The organism is Streptomyces sp. NBC_01618, from assembly GCF_045209435.1.
In the GTDB taxonomy this organism is placed as follows: Bacteria; Actinomycetota; Actinomycetes; order Streptomycetales; family Streptomycetaceae; genus Streptomyces.
Genome location: NZ_CP109297.1, coordinates 605,678 through 623,047 on the forward strand (window position 1 = coordinate 605,678; position 17,370 = coordinate 623,047).

Genomic DNA, 17,370 nt, shown 5'->3' on the forward strand with positions numbered 1-17,370 from the left:
GGGGCGTTGGCCGCGGCAGAAGAGCCGCTGCCGGACCGGCAGATCGCGCTGATCGACCTGCTGGACCGGCTGCTGAGCGGAGGTGTGGTGCTCACCGGTGACGTCGTACTCTCAATCGCCGATATCGATCTTGTACGCATCTCGCTGCGTGCGCTGATCGTCTCCATCAGCGAACAGAACCCCTCCCCGTGGCCCGCCCCGGCACCCCTGCGAGGCAGCCATGACAGATGAAACCCGCCGGCCCGGCAACCGCTTCGACGAAGTCGCCGACGCGGCGGCCCGTGCCTTCCGTCTGCTGCCCGCCGCCCCGCAGGACGTCCTGCCGCCGAGCGGCTCGAAGGCGCAGGGAACCACACATCGGGTGACCACCGACCCCGACACGGTGGAACGGGACCTGATCAAGCTCGTTCTCACCATCGTCGAGCTGCTGCGACAGCTCATGGAACGCCAGGCACTGCAGCGGGTCGACGCCGGAGACCTCACCGAGGAACAGGAGGAGCGGCTGGGCGCCACACTCATGATTCTGCACGAGCGTATGGTGGAACTCTGCGCTCGATACGACCTTTCCATGCAAGACCTCAATCTGGATCTCGGACCTCTCGGAACATTGCTACCCCCGTCCGAATAGCCGTCGGCCGAACCCCGCTTACTCGACCGAAGCACTACGTAGCAGTCACGGCCCCGCCGCCGCACGCCGTGCACCGACGGGGCCGGAGCGACGTTCGTACCCGGGTACTCGTTCGCCTGCGCTTGGGAACAGGCAGCGCCGCGATTTCGGCTCTCCGCCGCTGCGGGCCCGGCTTCCTCCTGAAGCGCGGGAGCGGGGGTGCGGGCAGCACCCGCGAAGAAGCCGTTCGCGGGTGTGGCGGTCCGAGCGGCCGCGCGCTCCAAGTAGCGCAGAGCTGCTATTCGGACTGAAGTGGTATGTGTCATGTGTGGCAGGACGACCGCACCGCTTCGCACCCCCCTGATCTTGGACAGCGGGTGCTTACGCTGCGGGGGTGAAGTCTTGCTGCAGCCTGGCTCGGGTTTCGAGTGGGGTGAGGTACCCGAACTCGGGGTGCTTGCGGAGCCTGGTGCGGTTGTACTCGACCCCGATGACTGAGCCCGGATCCACCGGCTGATCTTGGGGTGGGTGTTTCGGGGTTGTGCGGGCCGTGTCGGGGTTGAGTCGCGGATTCGGGCATGGGGTGGCCGCTGGTCTGCCCAGCCTTTCCACTTGGCCACAGGTGTCGGGCCCTTTCGGGCAGGTCGGTCGGGGAGCGTCAGGAGGCTGGTGGCGCATGCACCGTGCTGAAGAGCTGGGTGAAGTCCATGCTCCAGGGCCAGCGTTCGGGCAGGTGCAGGGTGAGGCGGCGGGCCGAGCGGGCCAGGCGGGCAGGCACGTTGATCAGGTGATCACGGATGGTGGCGGTGGTCGCTCTGGCATGGAACGTTCCGGCCAGGGCACCGGCGGCGCGGGTTAGGTTGTGCACCACGGCTGCCAGGGCGAGCCACGCGGCATTGGCCTGGAAATGCCCGGACGGCGCGTGAGCGAAGGCACTGTTCTTGACATCCGCGATCACCTGCTCGACGACAGCGTGCCGTCGATGATCACGCTCGGCGTCCTTCAAGGAGAGCGGGGAGTCGGTGAACGCGGCGTGGTAGCGCCAGGTGTCAAACAGCGTGCCCTGTCCGGCGGGAACGGTGCCAGTGCCCAGGCGTTTGACGCGGCGCACGATCAGACGGGCGGTGACCTGCTGCTTCTTCGGCTTGGAAGTGAACGCGGTGTAGGGGACCTCGGCTATCTCGGCGTCCGAGATCCAGCACTGGCCCTCCTCGTCCCAGACCGCCTTGGGGTACTTGATCGGCGTCCAGGCGCCCTCGTCGATGCGGGCGATCGCGGCCTTGACGGAGGCGTTCATCCGCACGGTGATGGAGAACCACGCGCCCAGCGCCCGGCAGGAGTTGACGACGTCGGCGCCGTAGAACGCGGAGTCCGCCCGCATCACCAGCAGGCCACTGGCGCCGCAGGCACGGGCGGTGCGGATGGTCTCGGCGACGAACGCTGCCGCGCCGCGTGCGGAGTTCGACGGTCCTTTGCGCAGCCTGGTGGCGGCGATCACCGGGGCGGACAGGGGTGTGGAGACGATGCCGAGCAGTGCGTTCAGGCCCTTGACCTTGCTGTATCCGTAACCGGCGCCCTGCTTGGCGTAGCCGTAGGTGCGGCGGATGGTGTCGTCGATGTCCACGTAGGCGACCTGGTCCGCGCCGGGCAGTAGTGGGGTATGACGGGCCAGTGCGGGCAGGAACCGGCGGGCCACGGCGTGGAGTTGCTTCACATGCCCGTGCGTGAAGGAGCGTAGGAACGACCCCAGCGTGGACGGGGCCCGGACCCCGGCAAACAGGCGGCCCATCGCCCCATGCCGCAGGCGGTCCATGTCATCGATGCTGTCGGCGCCCGCGGCCATGCCACCCACCAGCGACATCAGTTTCGCCGCTGGGAAGGCTCCGGTGCCGTCCTTCGATGCGGGCAGCCTGATGAGCTCGTCGGCCAGAGCTGGCAGACCGCACCGCTCGGCCAGCCGCACCACCGGCTCCAGCCCGCCGTACGCGATCAGGTTCGGGTCATCGAACGCGGATGAGACAGCCGTCGCGGTATGGGAAGATTGCATCTCGGAAGTGCCTTGCCGATCGTGCCTGATGTGGTCCTAGAGAAACCCCATCATCGCAGGTCACAAGGCACTTCTTCATTTCCGGAAGCACGATCCACAGGCGTCAAGCCGGTGGATCCGGGCTGAGTGGCGGCCCACGCGCGCTGGGTGACGGCACACGCGCGGGAGGTCGACAACACCACTCCGCGCAAGTAGGTAACCCCGAGTCGATACGGCGGCACTTGCCTCAACGGGAGGAAGGATGAACACCGGGGGCAATCAGCCTCGGCGACCCGGCGTTGCAATCACCCGGCACTCGCATTCGCCGAACGTCAGCGAGCTTTCACCGAGCAACGAACCCTGACGCCTGGTGCCAGCCGCGCAGCCGACACCAGGCCGGGCCCCGGCGGCCGTGAAACCCGGATGCGGTCGCCCCGGGTTCGCGGCCCACAATGCAGGTCCTACTGTCCGGACTTCTTCAGCCGCTCAGCCGCCTTTGCCGCGGTTTCCTGGGCCTTGCCCGTCATTTGCTCGCCGCGGCCCTCTGCCTGCATGCCCTTGTCGTCCATGGCATCGCCGACGGTTTCCTTCAGCTTGCCCTTGACCTGCTTGGCCTTCGCCTTTGCCTTACCCATGACGATTCCGTCCTTCACTGTGGGGGCTGACGTATCCACCTTGCGTCGATCACTCTGAGGCCGCAATCGGTGAGGCGTCGCGCTCACGAGCAACCGGAAAGAAGGGCCGCGGGAGCGGCACTCTCCGGTCAGTCGGGCGGCTCGGGGACCGGGCGGGAACCGGGACCCGGCGCCGGGGACGGCTCCGCGTCCAACGGCTGGAGAGCCCGCCCGCTCTGCCAGTCGGCCTCGGTGGTGAGTGCCCTTCCATCAGCCGGCTCCAGCTCCAACGTGGCGATCGGGTGCTGTGCTACACCGACGGTGTGATCGAGGAGCGTGACGCAGACGGACAACCATTCGGCGAGGAACGACTCATCCGTTGCGTCAACCGACTTGAGCACGTGGAAGGAGGAATGCGGGCGGAGGCGCTTCGGCTCTCCCAGGCTCTGAAACAGGAACGCGGCGGGCGCACCAGGGATGACGCAATCGTCTTCCTGATCGAATGGCGCGGGGACGCCGCCGACCACCTCGCCGCTCTGCACGAGTGAAGATCTTCTCAGGCAACGGCATTGTGCGGAGAGTCGTGAACAGAACCGGGGAAGCAGCCGCCAAGGGATAGAACGCGCTGAAGAGATCAGTCACATACTCCGGATGCACGCCCCGGTCGCTGCGCACCGCCCCGCCGGGTTCGTCCTGTGCTTTCAGAACCTCTACGCCCCATCCCGCGTCCGCGAAGGGTTGGCAGCCACCAAACCATTGGGTCCACTGCCGATAACCACCGCATCAATCATCAGTCGCGCCCTTCGTCCTTGGGAGCACTCGGTCGGGCCCCGAGCCATAGCTGTGCCCAGCTCGACCGCGTCGTCCACGGTGGAACTCTCCGCCCACCTCTGGCGCCGGACACTGCAGAACTGGCAATCCCAGTTCCTCGCCCCGCGGTGAACGCGGCTCTTCCGGATCCAAACCAGTAGGAGGCCCCCAAACACTCCACCGGCATCGAAGGCTGAACCAGCGTGTCGGGCATGCCCCTTCGAATCACCCGAACGGGCCCGCTCGTTTTTCACCAGCGATTCCTTCGCCCGCTCGGTGCTCTCACCGCACTGCTCGGCACTCTCCCCGATGTGCTCGAACTGGCGTTCCCCATTTGGGGCTCGAACCAGGAGGCCTGACCACTCCTTCCCCAAAGTCCGGAGTCGGGATGCCCCCCCCACGTTTCGCTGCGCTTGCGCCGCCCGCAAACGCAGAGCCGGGGGCGACCAGTATCCGCAGATCACCCGCCTGGTCCGCACGCTCGACTGCATGAAGCGTCTCGGACACGGTGGCGCATGGGCGATGGGCAGGTGCCCGGTCCGCGCAACTCAACGACGCCGACCAGTTGACCGCCTTCGCGGACCGCACCTTGGCGGGAGTCCGGCACCACGACCTGCGGCGTGGCACTCACCTTCTACACGCACTCCACGTCTACGCGAACAGCCGGCTCAGCAAGTCCGAGACCGCACAGCGACTCAACGTCCACCCCAAACGGAAAGCCAGCACCTACGCCGCATCAAAGTGCAGGCGGGCCTCGACCTGTCCGCTCCGGCAACCGTCGTGGAAGTGGGGGAAGTGGGTGCTGCTTTGATGTTCATCGCCGAGGGCCGGCGACGGGCCGATCCGCCCCGAATGCCGAAGTTCAACGCTGCGTAGTCAGCACCAAGTCAGCACGGGATAGGTGATCAGGGGTGCTGACATGCGGTTTTAGTCAGCACCAAACCAGCACGGGAGTCAGCACCAGGGCACTAAACCATATCGAACAACGCAACTCGGACAGGCGCCTGTCGGCCTTCAATACGTTCCTCGAAGCAGTCTCGACGTGCCTGTCATAGTGGCCCCGCGCACACCCGGCCCGAGAACTATGGTGTCCCGCCACATGTGCCTCTGACCTGCCCATTCCTACGGTGTGGCGACACGAAACCGTCCCCGCCAACCGCCCGGAAGTGGTGTTCATGGCTGCCTCGGCATCCGCCCCGCCTACCACCCGCTCGCTCAAGCGCATCGTCGCCGCAAGTCTCATCGGGACCACCATCGAGTGGTACGACTTCTTTCTGTACGGGTCAGCTGCCGCGCTGGTCTTCAACAAGCTGTTCTTCCCCGAGTCCGAACCGCTCGTCGGCACTCTGCTCTCGTTCCTCACCTACGCGGTCGGTTTCGCCGCCCGGCCGCTCGGTGCTCTGGTGTTCGGCCACTACGGCGACCGGCTCGGCCGCAAGAAGCTGCTGGTGCTCAGTCTGCTGATGATGGGCGGAGCGACGTTCGCGATCGGGCTGCTGCCGACGCATGCCACGGTCGGGGCCGCCGCTCCCGTGCTGCTCACCGTCCTGCGCCTGGTGCAGGGCTTCGCCCTCGGTGGTGAGTGGGGTGGGGCCGTGCTGCTGGTGTCGGAGCACGGGGACGCCAAGCGGCGCGGGTTCTGGGCCTCCTGGCCGCAGACGGGAGCGCCGGCCGGGCAGTTGCTCGCCACCGGGGTGCTCTCCGCGCTCACCGCGCTGATGTCGGACTCGGCCTTCGTGTCATGGGGCTGGCGCATACCGTTCCTGCTCTCCGGAGTCCTGGTGATCATCGGCTTGTGGATTCGTCTCTCTGTCGACGAATCACCAGTGTTCAAGGCCGCTCTGGCACAGGCCGAGGAGCGCAAGGCGGCCGCCGCGACCGCCGAGAAGATGCCACTCGTCGCGGTGCTTCGGCACCACTGGCGCGATGTGCTGATCGCCATGGGCGCCCGGATGGCGGAGAACATCAGCTACTACGTCATCACGGCGTTCATCCTCGTCTACGCGACCACGGCGGCGGACCTGGACAAGCAGACGGCCCTCAACGCGGTGCTCATCGCCTCGGCCATCCACTTCGCGGTCATTCCGATGTGGGGCGCGCTGTCGGACCGGGTCGGGCGCAGGCCCGTCTACCTGGTCGGTGCGATCGGCGTGGGGCTGTGGATGTTCCCGTTCTTCGCGCTGATCGACACCCGGAGCTTCGGAAGTCTCCTGCTCGCCGTCACCGTCGGGCTCATCTTCCACGGGGCGATGTACGCGCCTCAGGCGGCCTTCTTCTCGGAGATGTTCGCGACCCGGATGCGGTACTCGGGCGCGTCGATCGGGGCGCAGTTCTCGTCCGTCGCGGCCGGTGCTCCGGCGCCGCTGATCGCCACCGCGCTGCTCGCGGACTTCGACAGTTCCGTGCCCATCTCGCTGTACGTCATCGCGGCGGCGCTCATCACCGTGGTGGCGGTGCTCTGCGCCAAGGAGACCAGGGACCGGGATCTCGGGGACATCGAGGGGACCGGCGCGAAGCCGGTCGCACCCGCGGTGGCGGCGGCCGACGCCCGTAGCGTCTGAGCCGTGAGCGCCGGGTGCGCCGGACGGGGCCGGGGTACCGGGCCCCGTCCGCGCGCCGTGGTGTGTCAGTGCTGGACGGTGGGTTCGAACCAGGTGGGTTCGTCGGTCAGGGACTGCTTGATCCTGAAGAGCGAGAACTCGTTCAACGGCGGCAGCGCGTCCATCGGGAACCAGTCCACCTCCAGCGACTCGTCGTCGTTGACGCGGGCCTCGCCGCCGGTCGCCCGGCAGCGGAAGGTGACGTCCAGAAACTGGCAGCGGTCGCCGTTGGCGTACTGCACCGGTGCCAGGGCCTGGGTGAGGACCACCCGCTCCGCCACGCAGTGCACGGCGGTCTCTTCGTACACCTCGCGCTCCGCCGTCACCGCCGGCTGCTCACCCGGCTCGCTGATGCCGCCGATGAGCGACCATTTGCCGGTGTCTGAGCGCCGTCCGAGGAGCACGCGGCCCTCGTCGTCGAAGACCACGGCGGTGACGCCCGGCAGCAGGAGCAGCTGTTGGCCCGCGGTGGCGCGGATCTCGCGGATGAAATCAGGAGTAGCCATGGGCCCGACCCTACGTGGGTGCGAGTGGATCAGCGGCTCCGCCGGAGCCGTACCGAACGGACAGTGACCCAGCCAAGCCCCGCCACGGCGATCAGTGCGAGGACTCCTTCGGGGAGCGTGCCCAGCCGGGTCGCGGGCGTGAGCGAGGACCTCAGCGGCACCTTGTCCACCAGCGCGTCCGCGGTGAACAGCTCCGTCTTCCGGACGACCGTCCCGTCCGGGCGGATGACCGCGCTGACCCCGCTGGTGACGGGGACGACGACGGACCTGCTGTGCTCGACGGCCCGCACCCTGGACATGGCCAGCTGCTGATAGGTCATCTCGCTGCGCCCGAAGGTGGCGTTGTTGCTGGGTACGGCGATCAGTTGGCTGCCGTGCTCCACCGTGTCCCGTACGGCGTCGTCGAACGCGGCCTCGTAACAGGTCACGAGCCCCACGTTCGTACCCGCCAGGTCGAACACGCCGACCTTCTTTCCGGGGCCGAAGTCCCGTCGCACCCGGTCCACGTCGGAGCTGAAGAGGCGTACGAAGGAGCGCATCGGGATGTACTCGCCGAACGGCTGGATGTGGCGCTTGTCGTAGGTGCTGACAGGACCCTTCTGCGGATCCCACTGGATGAGGGTGTTGCGCAGACTGCCGGTGTCGGGCTCGACCACGGCCCCGATCACGGTGGGTACGCCGATCGCCTTCACCGCGTCGTCGATAACGATCCGGGCGTCGGCGTTCCGGTACGGGTCGAGGTCTGAGGAGTTCTCCGGCCACAGGACGAAGTCGGGCTGAGGCACCTTGCCCGCCTTCACCTCCCGGGCGAGCTGTTCCGTGCGGCGCACGTGGTTGTCGAGGACGGCGCGGCGCTGGGAGTTGAAGTCGAGTCCGAGCTGCGGCACGTTGCCCTGGATCGCGGCGACGGTCGCGGTGCCGTCCTCGGGCGAGTCTTCCACGAGCGGCAGGGCGGCGATGGCGGCGGCGACGGGGACCAGGACGGTCGCGGCTGCCGCGGCGACGGCGGCCCGGGGCACCTCACGCGTACTGCGGTAGGTACGGATCTGACGTACCGCTTCACAGAGACCGAAGCCGCACAGGACCACCGCGAAGGAGAGCAGCGGTGTGCCGCCCACGGCCGCGAGCGGCAGGAACACGCTGTCCGCCTGGCCGAAGGCGATCTTCCCCCAGGGAAAACCGCCGAAGGGCACCCTGGCCCGGATCCCCTCGTCGAGGGCCCACACCGCGGCGGCCCACACCGGCCACCAGGCGAGCCGGGAAACGGCGGCGATCCCGATGCAGCCGACCGCGATGAACAGCGCCTCGGCCGTAGCGAGCGCCAGCCACGGCACCGGACCGACCTCCTCGCCCGTCCAGTACAGCAGCGGCAGCATGAAACCGAGCCCGGCGAGGAGACCGAGGCCGAATCCGGCGCGCAGTCTCCGTTCGTGCAGCACCCAGCCGAGCAGGGCGAAACCGGGCAGAACCAGCCACCACAGGGGGCGCGGCGGGAAGCTCAGGTACAGCAGCACTCCCGCGATCACGGCGGCGGCGGGCCGTACGAACCGCCGCACCGGCCGTCTCCCCCCTGACGCGGGGGCGGCTGCGGGCTGTTGCGGGTCGTCGACTGACGTGATGGTGGCGCTCACCCGGCGGAGTCTACGGTGGTCGGCTGTGTGCCGGGCAGCCCCTCGGAGGGTGACGGAACCCTTCGTGCCGGATCGTTTCGCCACTTTCCCGCACAGATATGGGCCCCGGCCGATACCGTGTCCGCCAGTCCCCGACGACGGGCCGGATCCGGCCATTGCCGACGGGACGGTCACAGGTCGGGGGAGCACGTGACGATGGCACCAGCGGGACAGGACCGGGCGCGGGCACGCGGGAACGCCTCCGACGTGGCCGGGGCCGTGATCCTCGCCGCCTGCGCGATCTGGTCGTTGATCAGTGCAGCCGGACGGGAGACCGGACCGGAGGGCGTTCTGCTCGCCCTGCTCGCCGTTGCCGCGGGGTTCGCCTGCGGCCGGATCTGCGGCACGCTACTGCCGGTGACGACGGCCACGGCTGCCGCCGTCGGGGCGCTCCTCATGGGGTTCCTCTCGCGCCACGGCATGCCGGGCGCCACGGCCACGGTGGACACGGCGCCCGGTCACGCCGGGGCCGCCGCCGCGCTGCTGGTGCTCGCGACGGGCGCCGCCTGCTGCGCGGCGGCGGCCGCCCGGCAGTCACCGCTGCGGTGCACGCTGCGACTGCTGGCACTGGGCGCGGCCTGCGCCGCGCTGTCGCTGCGTTCGGTGGCCGGGTTCGCCGCGGCAGTCGGAGTGCTGCTCTGTTCGCTGGCCGCCGCCAGGATGCGACAGCGGCTGCTCGGCCTGGCGGGGCTCGCGCTGGCCGCCGGTCTCGCCGTCGGAACGTCATGGGCGGTCGCCGCCGACGCGCTGCCCCAGGGCCTGATGGTGTCCCTGGAAGGTCCGCTCACCCCGAACCGGGTGCTGCTCTGGCAGGACGCACTGGACCTGGCCGGAGAACATCCGGTGTTGGGCGTCGGCCCCGGACGGTTCGCCGAACTGAGCCCCACCGTGGAGCAGACCGTCCACTCCGACGGCAAGCCGCACTCGGCGCCGTTGCAGCAGGCGGCCGAACAGGGCGTGATGGGGGTGGTGCTGCTCGGGTCGGCCTTCGGCTGGCTGCTCTACGTGCTGTGGAGGTCGCCCCGCACCACGGCCGTCGTCCTGACCGCCGGTGCCGCGCTCACCGCACTCGCGATGCTGGCGAGCGTCGGCAATGCCCTGAGCTTCACTCCGGTTACCGCGGGGGCGGGGCTTCTCGCGGGGCTCGCGTCGGCCCGGCGGCCCATCGGCGACGGCACTGCGGGGTCGGACGATGCGCACGGGACGGACGGGACGCGCCAACCGGGCGAGGGCCGCCGGGCATCTGGTCCCAACGGTGCTCCCGGGCCGCGGAGGCCACGGGCCCTGTCGTGAATCAGGCTCCGGTCGGCGCGCCGCTCGTCGACAGGTGCAGGCGCTCGCGGATGAACCGTACGCCCGTCTCCGCGTCGTCGACCGTGATGGTGAACCTCCGCCCGTCACCGAGCCGGAGCACCAGGCCCTCGCCCCTGCGGACCACCACGGCTGTGCCCTGCTCGGGGCGCCAGCGGTAGCCCCAGCCGCCCCACTGGCGCGGGTTGACCTGGGGGACGAACTCCGCGCCCACGACCTGGGTCAGCAGAATGCGGCGGCGTGGCAGGCCCATGTGTCCGCAGCGCACTTCGAGGGCGTCCCCGTCGACCCTGACGGCCACGTTCACGAAGGCGAGGGTGCCGAACAGCATGAGCAGTCCGGCGGCGACGCAGCCGATCACGGACATCAGCAACGGGGCGACTCCGGACGTCCAGTTGGAGGTGACGGCCAGCTGGACGCCGAGCGCCAGGCAGGCGGCGCCCGCGGCGGCGAGCACCCACTGGGCCCGGTTGGTGGCCCTGCCGATCCATACGGCGGCGTGCGGGTCGGCTCCGGGGCGCCTCGGTTTTCGGGGGTGGTCCCTCATGTCAAGCAGCGTACTCAAGAACCCGCACACCGGCATGGGTCCGACGGCCCCGCGCCGGGTCAGCGGGCGGTGCTGACGGCCCCCAGCAGCTGCCCCTCGGCGTAGGCCCGAGCGGCTTCCGGCAGGTCGGCGACGCGGCCGCCGAGGAGCACCGTGAGACCTCCGGCCAATTCGGCCGACGGAGCGGGTGCGACCCCGATTCGGCGCAGCGCCTGGGCGGCGACGGCACCTGCGGAGCCGTGCAGCACGACGGGCGGCAGACCGGGCTGCCGCACGGCGGCTCGGATGCGTTCGGCGACCAGCTCGTAATGGGTGCAGCCGAGGACCACGGCCCGCACCTCGCGCGGGGTGAGCGCGGCGGCCGCGGCGATGGCCCGGTCGATCGCCGGCTCGTCCGCGTGCTCCACAGCGTCGGCGAGACCCGGACACGGGACCTCGGTGACGGCGACGGAGCGGGCGAAGTCCCGGATGAGCCGACGCTGGTACGGGCTGCCGGTGGTGGCGGGCGTCGCCCAGATCGCGACGGGGCCGCCAGCGGCGACGGACGGCTTGATGGCGGGAACGGTGCCGATGACCGGCAGCGCGGGTTCCAGCTCGGCGCGGAGCGTCGGCAGGGCGTGCACGGAGGCCGTGTTGCAGGCGACGATCAGTGCGTCGGGCCGGTGGTCGGCGGCCGCGCGGGCCACGTCCAGCGCGCGGGCGGTCACGTCCTCCGGGGTACGCGGCCCCCAGGGCATGCTGCCGGGGTCACAGGAGATCACCAGATCGGCGTCGGGCCTCAGCCTGCGTACTGCGGCGGCGGCCGCGAGCAGGCCGATTCCGGAGTCCATGAGCGCGATCTTCACCCGGCCACCATAGTCGACCGCCCTTGCGGTTCCGTCCGGGTGGGGCAGACTGCGGCGGATGAGTGCCATTGCCTGGATCGCCGTGGGTTCGCTGGCCGCATGGGTGTGGCTGCTGCTGGGACAAGGGTTCTTCTGGCGGACCGACCAGCGGCTGCCGCCCCGGGAGGCGCCGGACCACTGGCCCTCCGTGGCGATCGTCGTGCCCGCACGTGACGAGGCCGACATGCTGCCGGTGAGTCTGCCGTCGCTGATGGCGCAGGACTATCCGGGGGTCGCGGAGATCTTCCTCGTGGACGACGGCAGCGCGGACGGCACCGGGGACGTCGCCCGTACCTTGTCCGTACGGTACGGGGGCCTGCCGGTGACGGTGGCGTCGCCCGGTGAGCCGGAGCCGGGCTGGACGGGCAAGCTCTGGGCCGTGCGGTACGGGATCTCGCTGGCCCGGGCCCGGGAGCCGGAGTATCTGCTGCTGACGGACGCCGATATCGCGCACGAGCCGGACAGCCTGCGGGAACTGGTCGCCGCCGCCGTGCCCGGCGGGTTCGACCTGGTCTCGCAGATGGCCCGGCTGCGGGTGTCGAGCGTCTGGGAGCGGCTGGTCGTGCCGGCCTTCGTCTACTTCTTCTCGCAGCTCTATCCGTTCCGGTGGGTGAACCGGGCGGGGGCGCGGACGGCCGCGGCAGCGGGCGGATGTGTGCTGCTGCGTACCGCGGCGGCGGAGCGGGCGCGGGTCCCGGAGTCGATCCGCCAAGCGGTGATCGACGACGTCTCGCTGGCGCGGGCGGTGCAGCGCAGCGGCGGGCGGATCTGGCTGGGGCTCGCGGAGCGGGTGGACAGCGTGCGGCCGTATCCCTGCCTGGCGGATCTGTGGCGGATGGTGTCGCGGAGCGCGTATGCCCAGTTGCGGCACAGTGCGCCGCTGCTCCTCGGGACGGTGCTGGGGCTCGCGCTGGTCTATCTCGCGCCGCCGGTCACGCTCGTCGCGGGGCTGCTGGGCGGCGCTCCGGTGGCGGCGTGGGCGGGCGGGCTGGCGTGGGCGGTGATGGCCGGGACGTACATGCCGATGCTGGGCTACTACCGGCAGTCGCTGTGGCTGGCGCCGCTGCTGCCGTTCACCGCGGTGCTGTATCTGCTGATGACGGTCGATTCGGCGGTGCAGCACCACCGGGGGCGGGGCGCGGCCTGGAAGGGGCGTACGTACGCCCGTCCCGAGGCCGCGCCGGACCGGTGAGCGGAGCCGGCGGGGGCCGACGGCGGCGGTGACGGCCGGACCCCCGGGGGTCATTTTCGGCCGGGTGTCCAGTTCATGCCCCACCCGTAGGCGTAGTCGATGGTGCGCTGCGGGCTCACTCCTCGCTCGGGCACGAGGTAGCGGGCCTCGCGCTGCACCGTGAGGTCTCCCCCGTTGTTGGTGAGGAGCGCGAGCGCGCAGACGGTGGACGGGACGGTGCATTCGTCGAGCGAGAAGTCGATCGGGGCGCCGTGCTGGGGCCGGAGGGTGACGGTGGCATGGAGATCGGCGAAACTCCGGGCGCCTTCGTAGATGGTGACGAAGATCAGGACGCGGCGGAGCTTGTCCTTCTGGTCGAGGTTGACGGTGAGGTTCTCACCGGTGGCCACGGCGCCGGTGCGGTCGTCTCCGTCGAGATGGATATAAGGGGGCTGCAGGAACGCGCCGAACGCGTTTCCCAGCGCCTGCACGACTCCCTTGCGGCCGTCGGTGAGTTCGTAGAGGGCGCAGAGATCAAGATCGAGGTCCGCGTGGTTGGCGACCGCTCTGCCGAGTTTGCTTCCCCAGCCCTTGAACTGTTTGCGCACTTCCCAGTTGAGATTGACCCGGAGGGCTCCCGAAGTACCGCCCTGTTTGGCGAGGGAGACCGATGGCGCGTCCTTGGTGAGAGTCACCTTGGAGAGCCGGACGGTCGGGGCGGCGGGAGGCACGGGAGGGGCCGGAGGCGATGTCGGCGGTGCGGGCGGAAACAGCGGTGCGGGCGGTGACGGATGGCCAACCCGTGTTCCGTGCTGAGACTGTTGAGGCGACGAGGGTTGGCGATACGACTGGGGCCGCTGTGGTTCATCGACGGAAATGCCGAAGTCCGTCGCGAGACCTTCGAGACCGGTGTCGTACCCCTGGCCGACGGCGCGGAATTTCCAGGCGCCCTGGCGCCGGTAGAGCTCGCCGAGAATGAACGCGGTCTCGACCGTCGCGTCCGCACTGTCGAAGCGGGCGATCTCGGAGCCGTCCACCGCGTCCGTGATCCGTACGTACAGCCCCGTCACCTGCCCGAAGGTGCCCCCGTCCGCAGAGGCGGCGAGGACCACGCGGTCGATGGCCGGCTCGACGCGCGCCAGGTCGACGGCGAGGTTGTCCGTCACCGCGCCACCGGCGGTTCGCTTGCCCTCGTGGCGTACCGCGCCGGATGCGTGGGAGGGCTGGTTGTAAAAAATGAAGTCGGCGTCGCCGCGCACCTTTCCCGACACGAGAAGGAGCGCCGAGCCATCCACGTCCGGCGAGCCCGGGGAGGTGCGCCACCCCAATTCGACCCGCACGGCGTGAGCCGCCACCGGAACATTGGCTCCTTTTAGCATGGTCATGCTCGCCCCCATCGCGAGTCCGGCTGCCCGAAGGCTTTTCCCCGCCAACCTAATCCCCGCCCGCCACGGAGCCCACAGCGATGCGGTCACCATCCGGCGATCCACCGGTACCCCCGTTATGTTTTTCGCGGTCCTGCAAGAGAGCCGCTGGCCTCCGGGCCCGGCATGACTGTGACCCCATCGGGAGACGCCGGTCAGCGGAATTGGGGGTGCCACACGTCTTGGGTGTGACCTTCGTCGTTCACCACGGTGATGTCGGGCCACCGGTCGAAGGCGGAGCACGGGTGGGAGATTCCGAGGTCGACCTCGTCGCCCACGTTCAGACCATGGGCGTCCGTGAGGACCAGGTGGTGGTCGTAGATGTGGGCCGCGATGGCGCGCGCGGCTGGTCGCGGCGCTCCTTGTGCGTCGCGGGAGCCGATGAGGACCGGCAGTCCGGCATCGTAGGGAAGCTCGCGCTTTCCGGCGCCGACGATGATCCGTCCTGGTTCCGGCGTGGAGAGCACGACCGCCCGGACGGTCAGCGCGGGGCTCAGTCCCGGCAGCGGCGAGACGTTGGCGTACGTGCCGTGGTCATGTGTGACGTAGCAGCCCGACCGCAGGACGGGCACCATCGGTGGGCGACCCGGTGACTCCGTGAGTTCCGAAAGGGCGCGGACGACCCGGTCGGGGAAGGCGGAACCACCCATGCTGAAGACAGGCCGCGCCGTCTGGAACAGCGGTGTCAGGGCGTGGAAAAGTGAGGCTGTCTTCCGGCAGTGTGCGTCGACGTCCGCGATCGTGACCGCGTCCCGGCGATTCGGCCGGATGCCTTCATAGCCCGCGACCCCGGCCAGGAGAAGCCCTGGCGATGCCTGGCATGCCTTGGCGAGGTCATGCGCCTCAGCGGACTCCCGCACCCCGGTTCGTCCTCCTTGCGCACCGACGTCCATAAGGACGTGCAGGGGATTGCGTGCTCCTTCCATGACCGCCCGTGCCAAGCCCAACCCTGCCGTCGAGTCCACGAAGCAGTACAGCTCGAGCCCGGGCGTTGCGTCGAGCCATCGGCGCAGGAGGGCGAGGTCGGGGCGGTGGATCACTTGGTTGGCGATGACGATGCGCCGCACCCCCCAGTCCAGCGCTATGCCGCACTGCCTCACCGTGGCGACCGTCACACCCCACGCCCCGGCGGCCATCTGCCGTTCGACGATGGGACGTGTCATCGTGGTCTTGATGTGCGGGCACAGTTCCACGCCCTGATCACGGCACCAGTCCGCCATGAGGCGCACATTGTGTTCCAGCGCCCGCACGTCGAGCCGAAGCTGGGGCATCTCCGGCACTCGACATGCGGTGAGTGCCGTGTCGTCGCGGTCCATCAGTCCTCCAAATCCCGTTCGGCGCAGGCACGTTCCTGCGTAGAGTCCGCCGAACTCCTGACCGCCTGGGCCTTCCGGCCGTCACCGAAGGCTGAAGCAAGCGGGTGGGACGCGCCCCCGAGGACAAAGCCGGCACCGACGATCGAATGAACACTATAGTGGACCTTCGTACTGTTTACTGGATGACAGGATTGTGCTGCCGTGCCCGCTGACGATCTCCCGCCGGCTCCGCCGCAGCCCTCGCCCAACTGCGGCATCGGCCAGCACCTTCGCCGGGAACGCCTGCAGCGAGGCCTCACGCTGGAGCAACTCGCAGAGAAGACAGGCCTGTCCCGCAGCTACCTCAGCAACGTGGAGCGGGAGGTGAACAGCCCCACGATCAACACGCTGCGCACGATTGTCGACGCTCTCGGCACGACCCTCAGCCGGCTTTTTCACGCGGTCGACCGTGAATACCGCGTGCTCACGCGCCCTCACGAACGCGTTGAACTCACCCGGGCGGGAGTGCAGGGAATCACCTACACACTCCTGAATCCCAACCGCATGGGGAGCCTCGAGATGATGATGCTGGAGGTGGCCCCGGGAGCATCCTCCGGCGACAACCCGCACACCCATGCCGGAGAAGAAGTCGGTCTCCTGCTGAGGGGAGAGCTGGACTACTGGATCGACGACGCGTGCTACCGCCTGCAGCCCGGTGACTGCGTCAGTTTTGACTCCTCCGCCCCGCACCGGTACCACAACCCGGGTACGGTCCCGGCAGTCTGCGTCTGGTCGGAGACCCCGCGGCGATTCTGAGGAGCGGTGAACCGGCCACGTGGACATGGTGGCACCGCGGCTGGGAATGCCGGAACCCGACTGGGCTTAGCTCGCCGGTCGGCACCGGAAATGAGCCGACCGCCTTCGCACGGCGGACGACGGCGATGACGGCCGGTCAGCTCAGCCGCGTCGGCGCGACAGCGCCGTCGTCGCCACTGAGTTGTGCACCGTGAAAGCAATCGTGCCCGGCAGAAAGCGGTCGTCCGACCACATCAACGGTCTGCCCGCCTGGTCCGTGGCCCGCCGCCGCTCCCGCATCAGCGGCGCGTCCGGGGCGCAGCCGAGGAGGCGCGCGTCGTCGGCATCGGCGTAGACGAGGTCAATGGTGTGTTCCGTGTCCGCGAACACCACTCCCTCCTCGGCCAGTGGATCGGTGTGCGAGATCGCGTGGGGATCCAGACGCTTGATCAGGGCGCCGATCCGCTCGGGGTAGAGAGTCCTCTCGATCATGATCGGAACACGCGACAGCGTCCGCAGCCGGAGCACCCGGTATACCTGCGACCCCGGAGCGAGGCTGAGCTGCTCGCATTCCAACGGTTCTGCGGGACGGCGTTCGATGTCGATCGTGCGGCTGCCCGGTTCCTCTCCGAGCGAGCGTGCCCAGCGGGTGAAACTCAGCAACTCGAAAAAACTCTGCGTACGTGCGGTGCCGAGCACGACGCGGCGCGTGCCACGTCGGGAAGTGACCAAGCCGTTGGCGCGCAGCACGGCCAGCGCCTGACGGACGGTGCCACGTGAGACGCCGAACTGCTGGGCGAGCTTCTCCTCGCTGGGCAGCCGGCCGTCCGACCCGTAGGCGCCGGCAGCTATGGCCTCGCGCAGGTCAGCCGCCAGCCGCCGGTACCGGGCTCCGGTGGTGCCGCCCCCCGCGACCGCCATTGCGCTCTCCTTCTCCCCCAGCCGCCCATCGCCGCTGCTGTGGAACGTGAGCCTATCCGCTCCCGAACGTGGCTCACCGATCAGGCCCCTCCCACCGCACAGCCCGCGATCTCTTCCCGAGAGGCTTCTCCGCGCGTTCGCCGGCGTTCATCTTCCGTACACCACCTCCCGAGGTAATGAGTCAAGTTG

At 69.3% G+C, this 17,370-nt stretch carries 17 protein-coding genes and 1 pseudogene; 8 read left to right on the plus strand and 10 right to left on the minus strand.

Annotation, left to right across the window (positions count from 1 at the left end):
* Nucleotides 1-6: 6 nt before the first annotated feature.
* Nucleotides 7-231: a gas vesicle protein gene (locus OH735_RS02780; protein ID WP_406379148.1), complete on the plus strand. Its 225-nt coding sequence runs from the start codon at nt 7-9 to the stop codon at nt 229-231.
* On the plus strand, nt 221-628 hold the full coding sequence (locus OH735_RS02785) for a gas vesicle protein K (protein ID WP_406379150.1): 408 nt from the start codon (nt 221-223) through the stop codon (nt 626-628). The genes OH735_RS02780 and OH735_RS02785 overlap by 11 nt, the downstream gene beginning before the upstream one ends.
* A 637-nt stretch (nt 629-1,265) precedes the next feature.
* Here OH735_RS02785 and OH735_RS02790 read toward each other — a convergent pair.
* Both OH735_RS02790 and OH735_RS02795 read right to left on the minus strand, forming a co-directional pair.
* Nucleotides 1,266-2,654 (minus strand): IS1380 family transposase, encoded by a 1,389-nt coding sequence (locus OH735_RS02790; RefSeq protein WP_406379152.1) that lies wholly within the window; start codon nt 2,652-2,654, stop codon nt 1,266-1,268.
* Between the two features lie 440 nt (nt 2,655-3,094).
* On the minus strand, nt 3,095-3,268 hold the full coding sequence (locus OH735_RS02795) for a CsbD family protein (RefSeq protein WP_266749759.1): 174 nt from the start codon (nt 3,266-3,268) through the stop codon (nt 3,095-3,097).
* Between the two features lie 215 nt (nt 3,269-3,483).
* Here OH735_RS02795 and OH735_RS02800 point away from each other — a divergent pair, with 215 nt between their 5' ends.
* Nucleotides 3,484-3,795 carry a SpoIIE family protein phosphatase gene (locus OH735_RS02800; protein WP_406386380.1) on the plus strand — a complete coding sequence of 104 codons (312 nt, stop codon included), beginning with the start codon at nt 3,484-3,486 and terminating at the stop codon, nt 3,793-3,795.
* Nucleotides 3,796-3,835: 40 nt separating this feature from the next.
* Here the strand turns inward: OH735_RS02800 and OH735_RS02805 are convergent.
* Nucleotides 3,836-4,038: pseudogene (locus tag OH735_RS02805) on the minus strand (NAD(P)-binding protein); the annotation flags it as partial.
* Between the two features lie 231 nt (nt 4,039-4,269).
* Between OH735_RS02805 and OH735_RS02810 the strand changes: the two are divergent.
* Together OH735_RS02810 and OH735_RS02815 are read left to right on the plus strand one after the other, a co-directional pair.
* Nucleotides 4,270-4,416 (plus strand): hypothetical protein, encoded by a 147-nt coding sequence (locus OH735_RS02810; protein WP_406379154.1) that lies wholly within the window; start codon nt 4,270-4,272, stop codon nt 4,414-4,416.
* Nucleotides 4,417-5,232: 816 nt separating this feature from the next.
* Nucleotides 5,233-6,618 (plus strand): MFS transporter, encoded by a 1,386-nt coding sequence (locus OH735_RS02815; protein ID WP_406379156.1) that lies wholly within the window; start codon nt 5,233-5,235, stop codon nt 6,616-6,618.
* 65 nt (nt 6,619-6,683) lie between these two features.
* Here OH735_RS02815 and OH735_RS02820 read toward each other — a convergent pair whose 3' ends face one another.
* Nucleotides 6,684-7,163, minus strand: coding sequence for an NUDIX hydrolase (locus tag OH735_RS02820; protein ID WP_406379158.1), 480 nt, complete (start codon nt 7,161-7,163; stop codon nt 6,684-6,686).
* A gap of 29 nt (nt 7,164-7,192) precedes the next feature.
* Complete coding sequence (gene lnt, locus OH735_RS02825) at nt 7,193-8,794, minus strand: apolipoprotein N-acyltransferase (protein ID WP_406379160.1); 1,602 nt, start codon at nt 8,792-8,794, stop codon at nt 7,193-7,195.
* Nucleotides 8,795-8,989: 195 nt separating this feature from the next.
* Between lnt and OH735_RS02830 the strand changes: the two genes are divergently transcribed.
* Nucleotides 8,990-10,126 (plus strand): O-antigen ligase family protein, encoded by a 1,137-nt coding sequence (locus tag OH735_RS02830; RefSeq protein ID WP_406379162.1) that lies wholly within the window; start codon nt 8,990-8,992, stop codon nt 10,124-10,126.
* Between the two features lies 1 nt (nt 10,127).
* On the opposite strand, the gene OH735_RS02835 is transcribed toward OH735_RS02830, so the two are convergent.
* Together OH735_RS02835 and OH735_RS02840 are read right to left on the minus strand one after the other, a co-directional pair.
* Nucleotides 10,128-10,691: a hypothetical protein gene (locus OH735_RS02835; protein WP_406379164.1), complete on the minus strand. Its 564-nt coding sequence runs from the start codon at nt 10,689-10,691 to the stop codon at nt 10,128-10,130.
* Between the two features lie 59 nt (nt 10,692-10,750).
* Nucleotides 10,751-11,536, minus strand: coding sequence for a glutamate racemase (locus tag OH735_RS02840; RefSeq protein ID WP_406379166.1), 786 nt, complete (start codon nt 11,534-11,536; stop codon nt 10,751-10,753).
* Between the two features lie 58 nt (nt 11,537-11,594).
* Between OH735_RS02840 and OH735_RS02845 the strand changes: the two genes are divergently transcribed.
* A complete protein-coding gene (locus OH735_RS02845; protein ID WP_406379168.1) occupies nt 11,595-12,767 on the plus strand; it encodes a glycosyltransferase in 1,173 nt (390 codons plus the stop codon).
* 50 nt (nt 12,768-12,817) lie between these two features.
* On the opposite strand, the gene OH735_RS02850 is transcribed toward OH735_RS02845, so the two are convergent.
* Both OH735_RS02850 and OH735_RS02855 read right to left on the minus strand, forming a co-directional pair.
* Nucleotides 12,818-14,143: a TerD family protein gene (locus OH735_RS02850; RefSeq protein WP_406386381.1), complete on the minus strand. Its 1,326-nt coding sequence runs from the start codon at nt 14,141-14,143 to the stop codon at nt 12,818-12,820.
* Nucleotides 14,144-14,325: 182 nt separating this feature from the next.
* Nucleotides 14,326-15,486 carry an alanine racemase gene (locus tag OH735_RS02855; RefSeq protein ID WP_406379170.1) on the minus strand — a complete coding sequence of 387 codons (1,161 nt, stop codon included), beginning with the start codon at nt 15,484-15,486 and terminating at the stop codon, nt 14,326-14,328.
* Between the two features lie 201 nt (nt 15,487-15,687).
* Between OH735_RS02855 and OH735_RS02860 the strand changes: the two genes are divergently transcribed.
* Nucleotides 15,688-16,281: a cupin domain-containing protein gene (locus tag OH735_RS02860; protein ID WP_406379171.1), complete on the plus strand. Its 594-nt coding sequence runs from the start codon at nt 15,688-15,690 to the stop codon at nt 16,279-16,281.
* Nucleotides 16,282-16,422: 141 nt separating this feature from the next.
* On the opposite strand, the gene OH735_RS02865 is transcribed toward OH735_RS02860, so the two are convergent.
* Nucleotides 16,423-17,181: a GntR family transcriptional regulator gene (locus tag OH735_RS02865; RefSeq protein WP_406379173.1), complete on the minus strand. Its 759-nt coding sequence runs from the start codon at nt 17,179-17,181 to the stop codon at nt 16,423-16,425.
* Nucleotides 17,182-17,370: the final 189 nt, after the last annotated feature.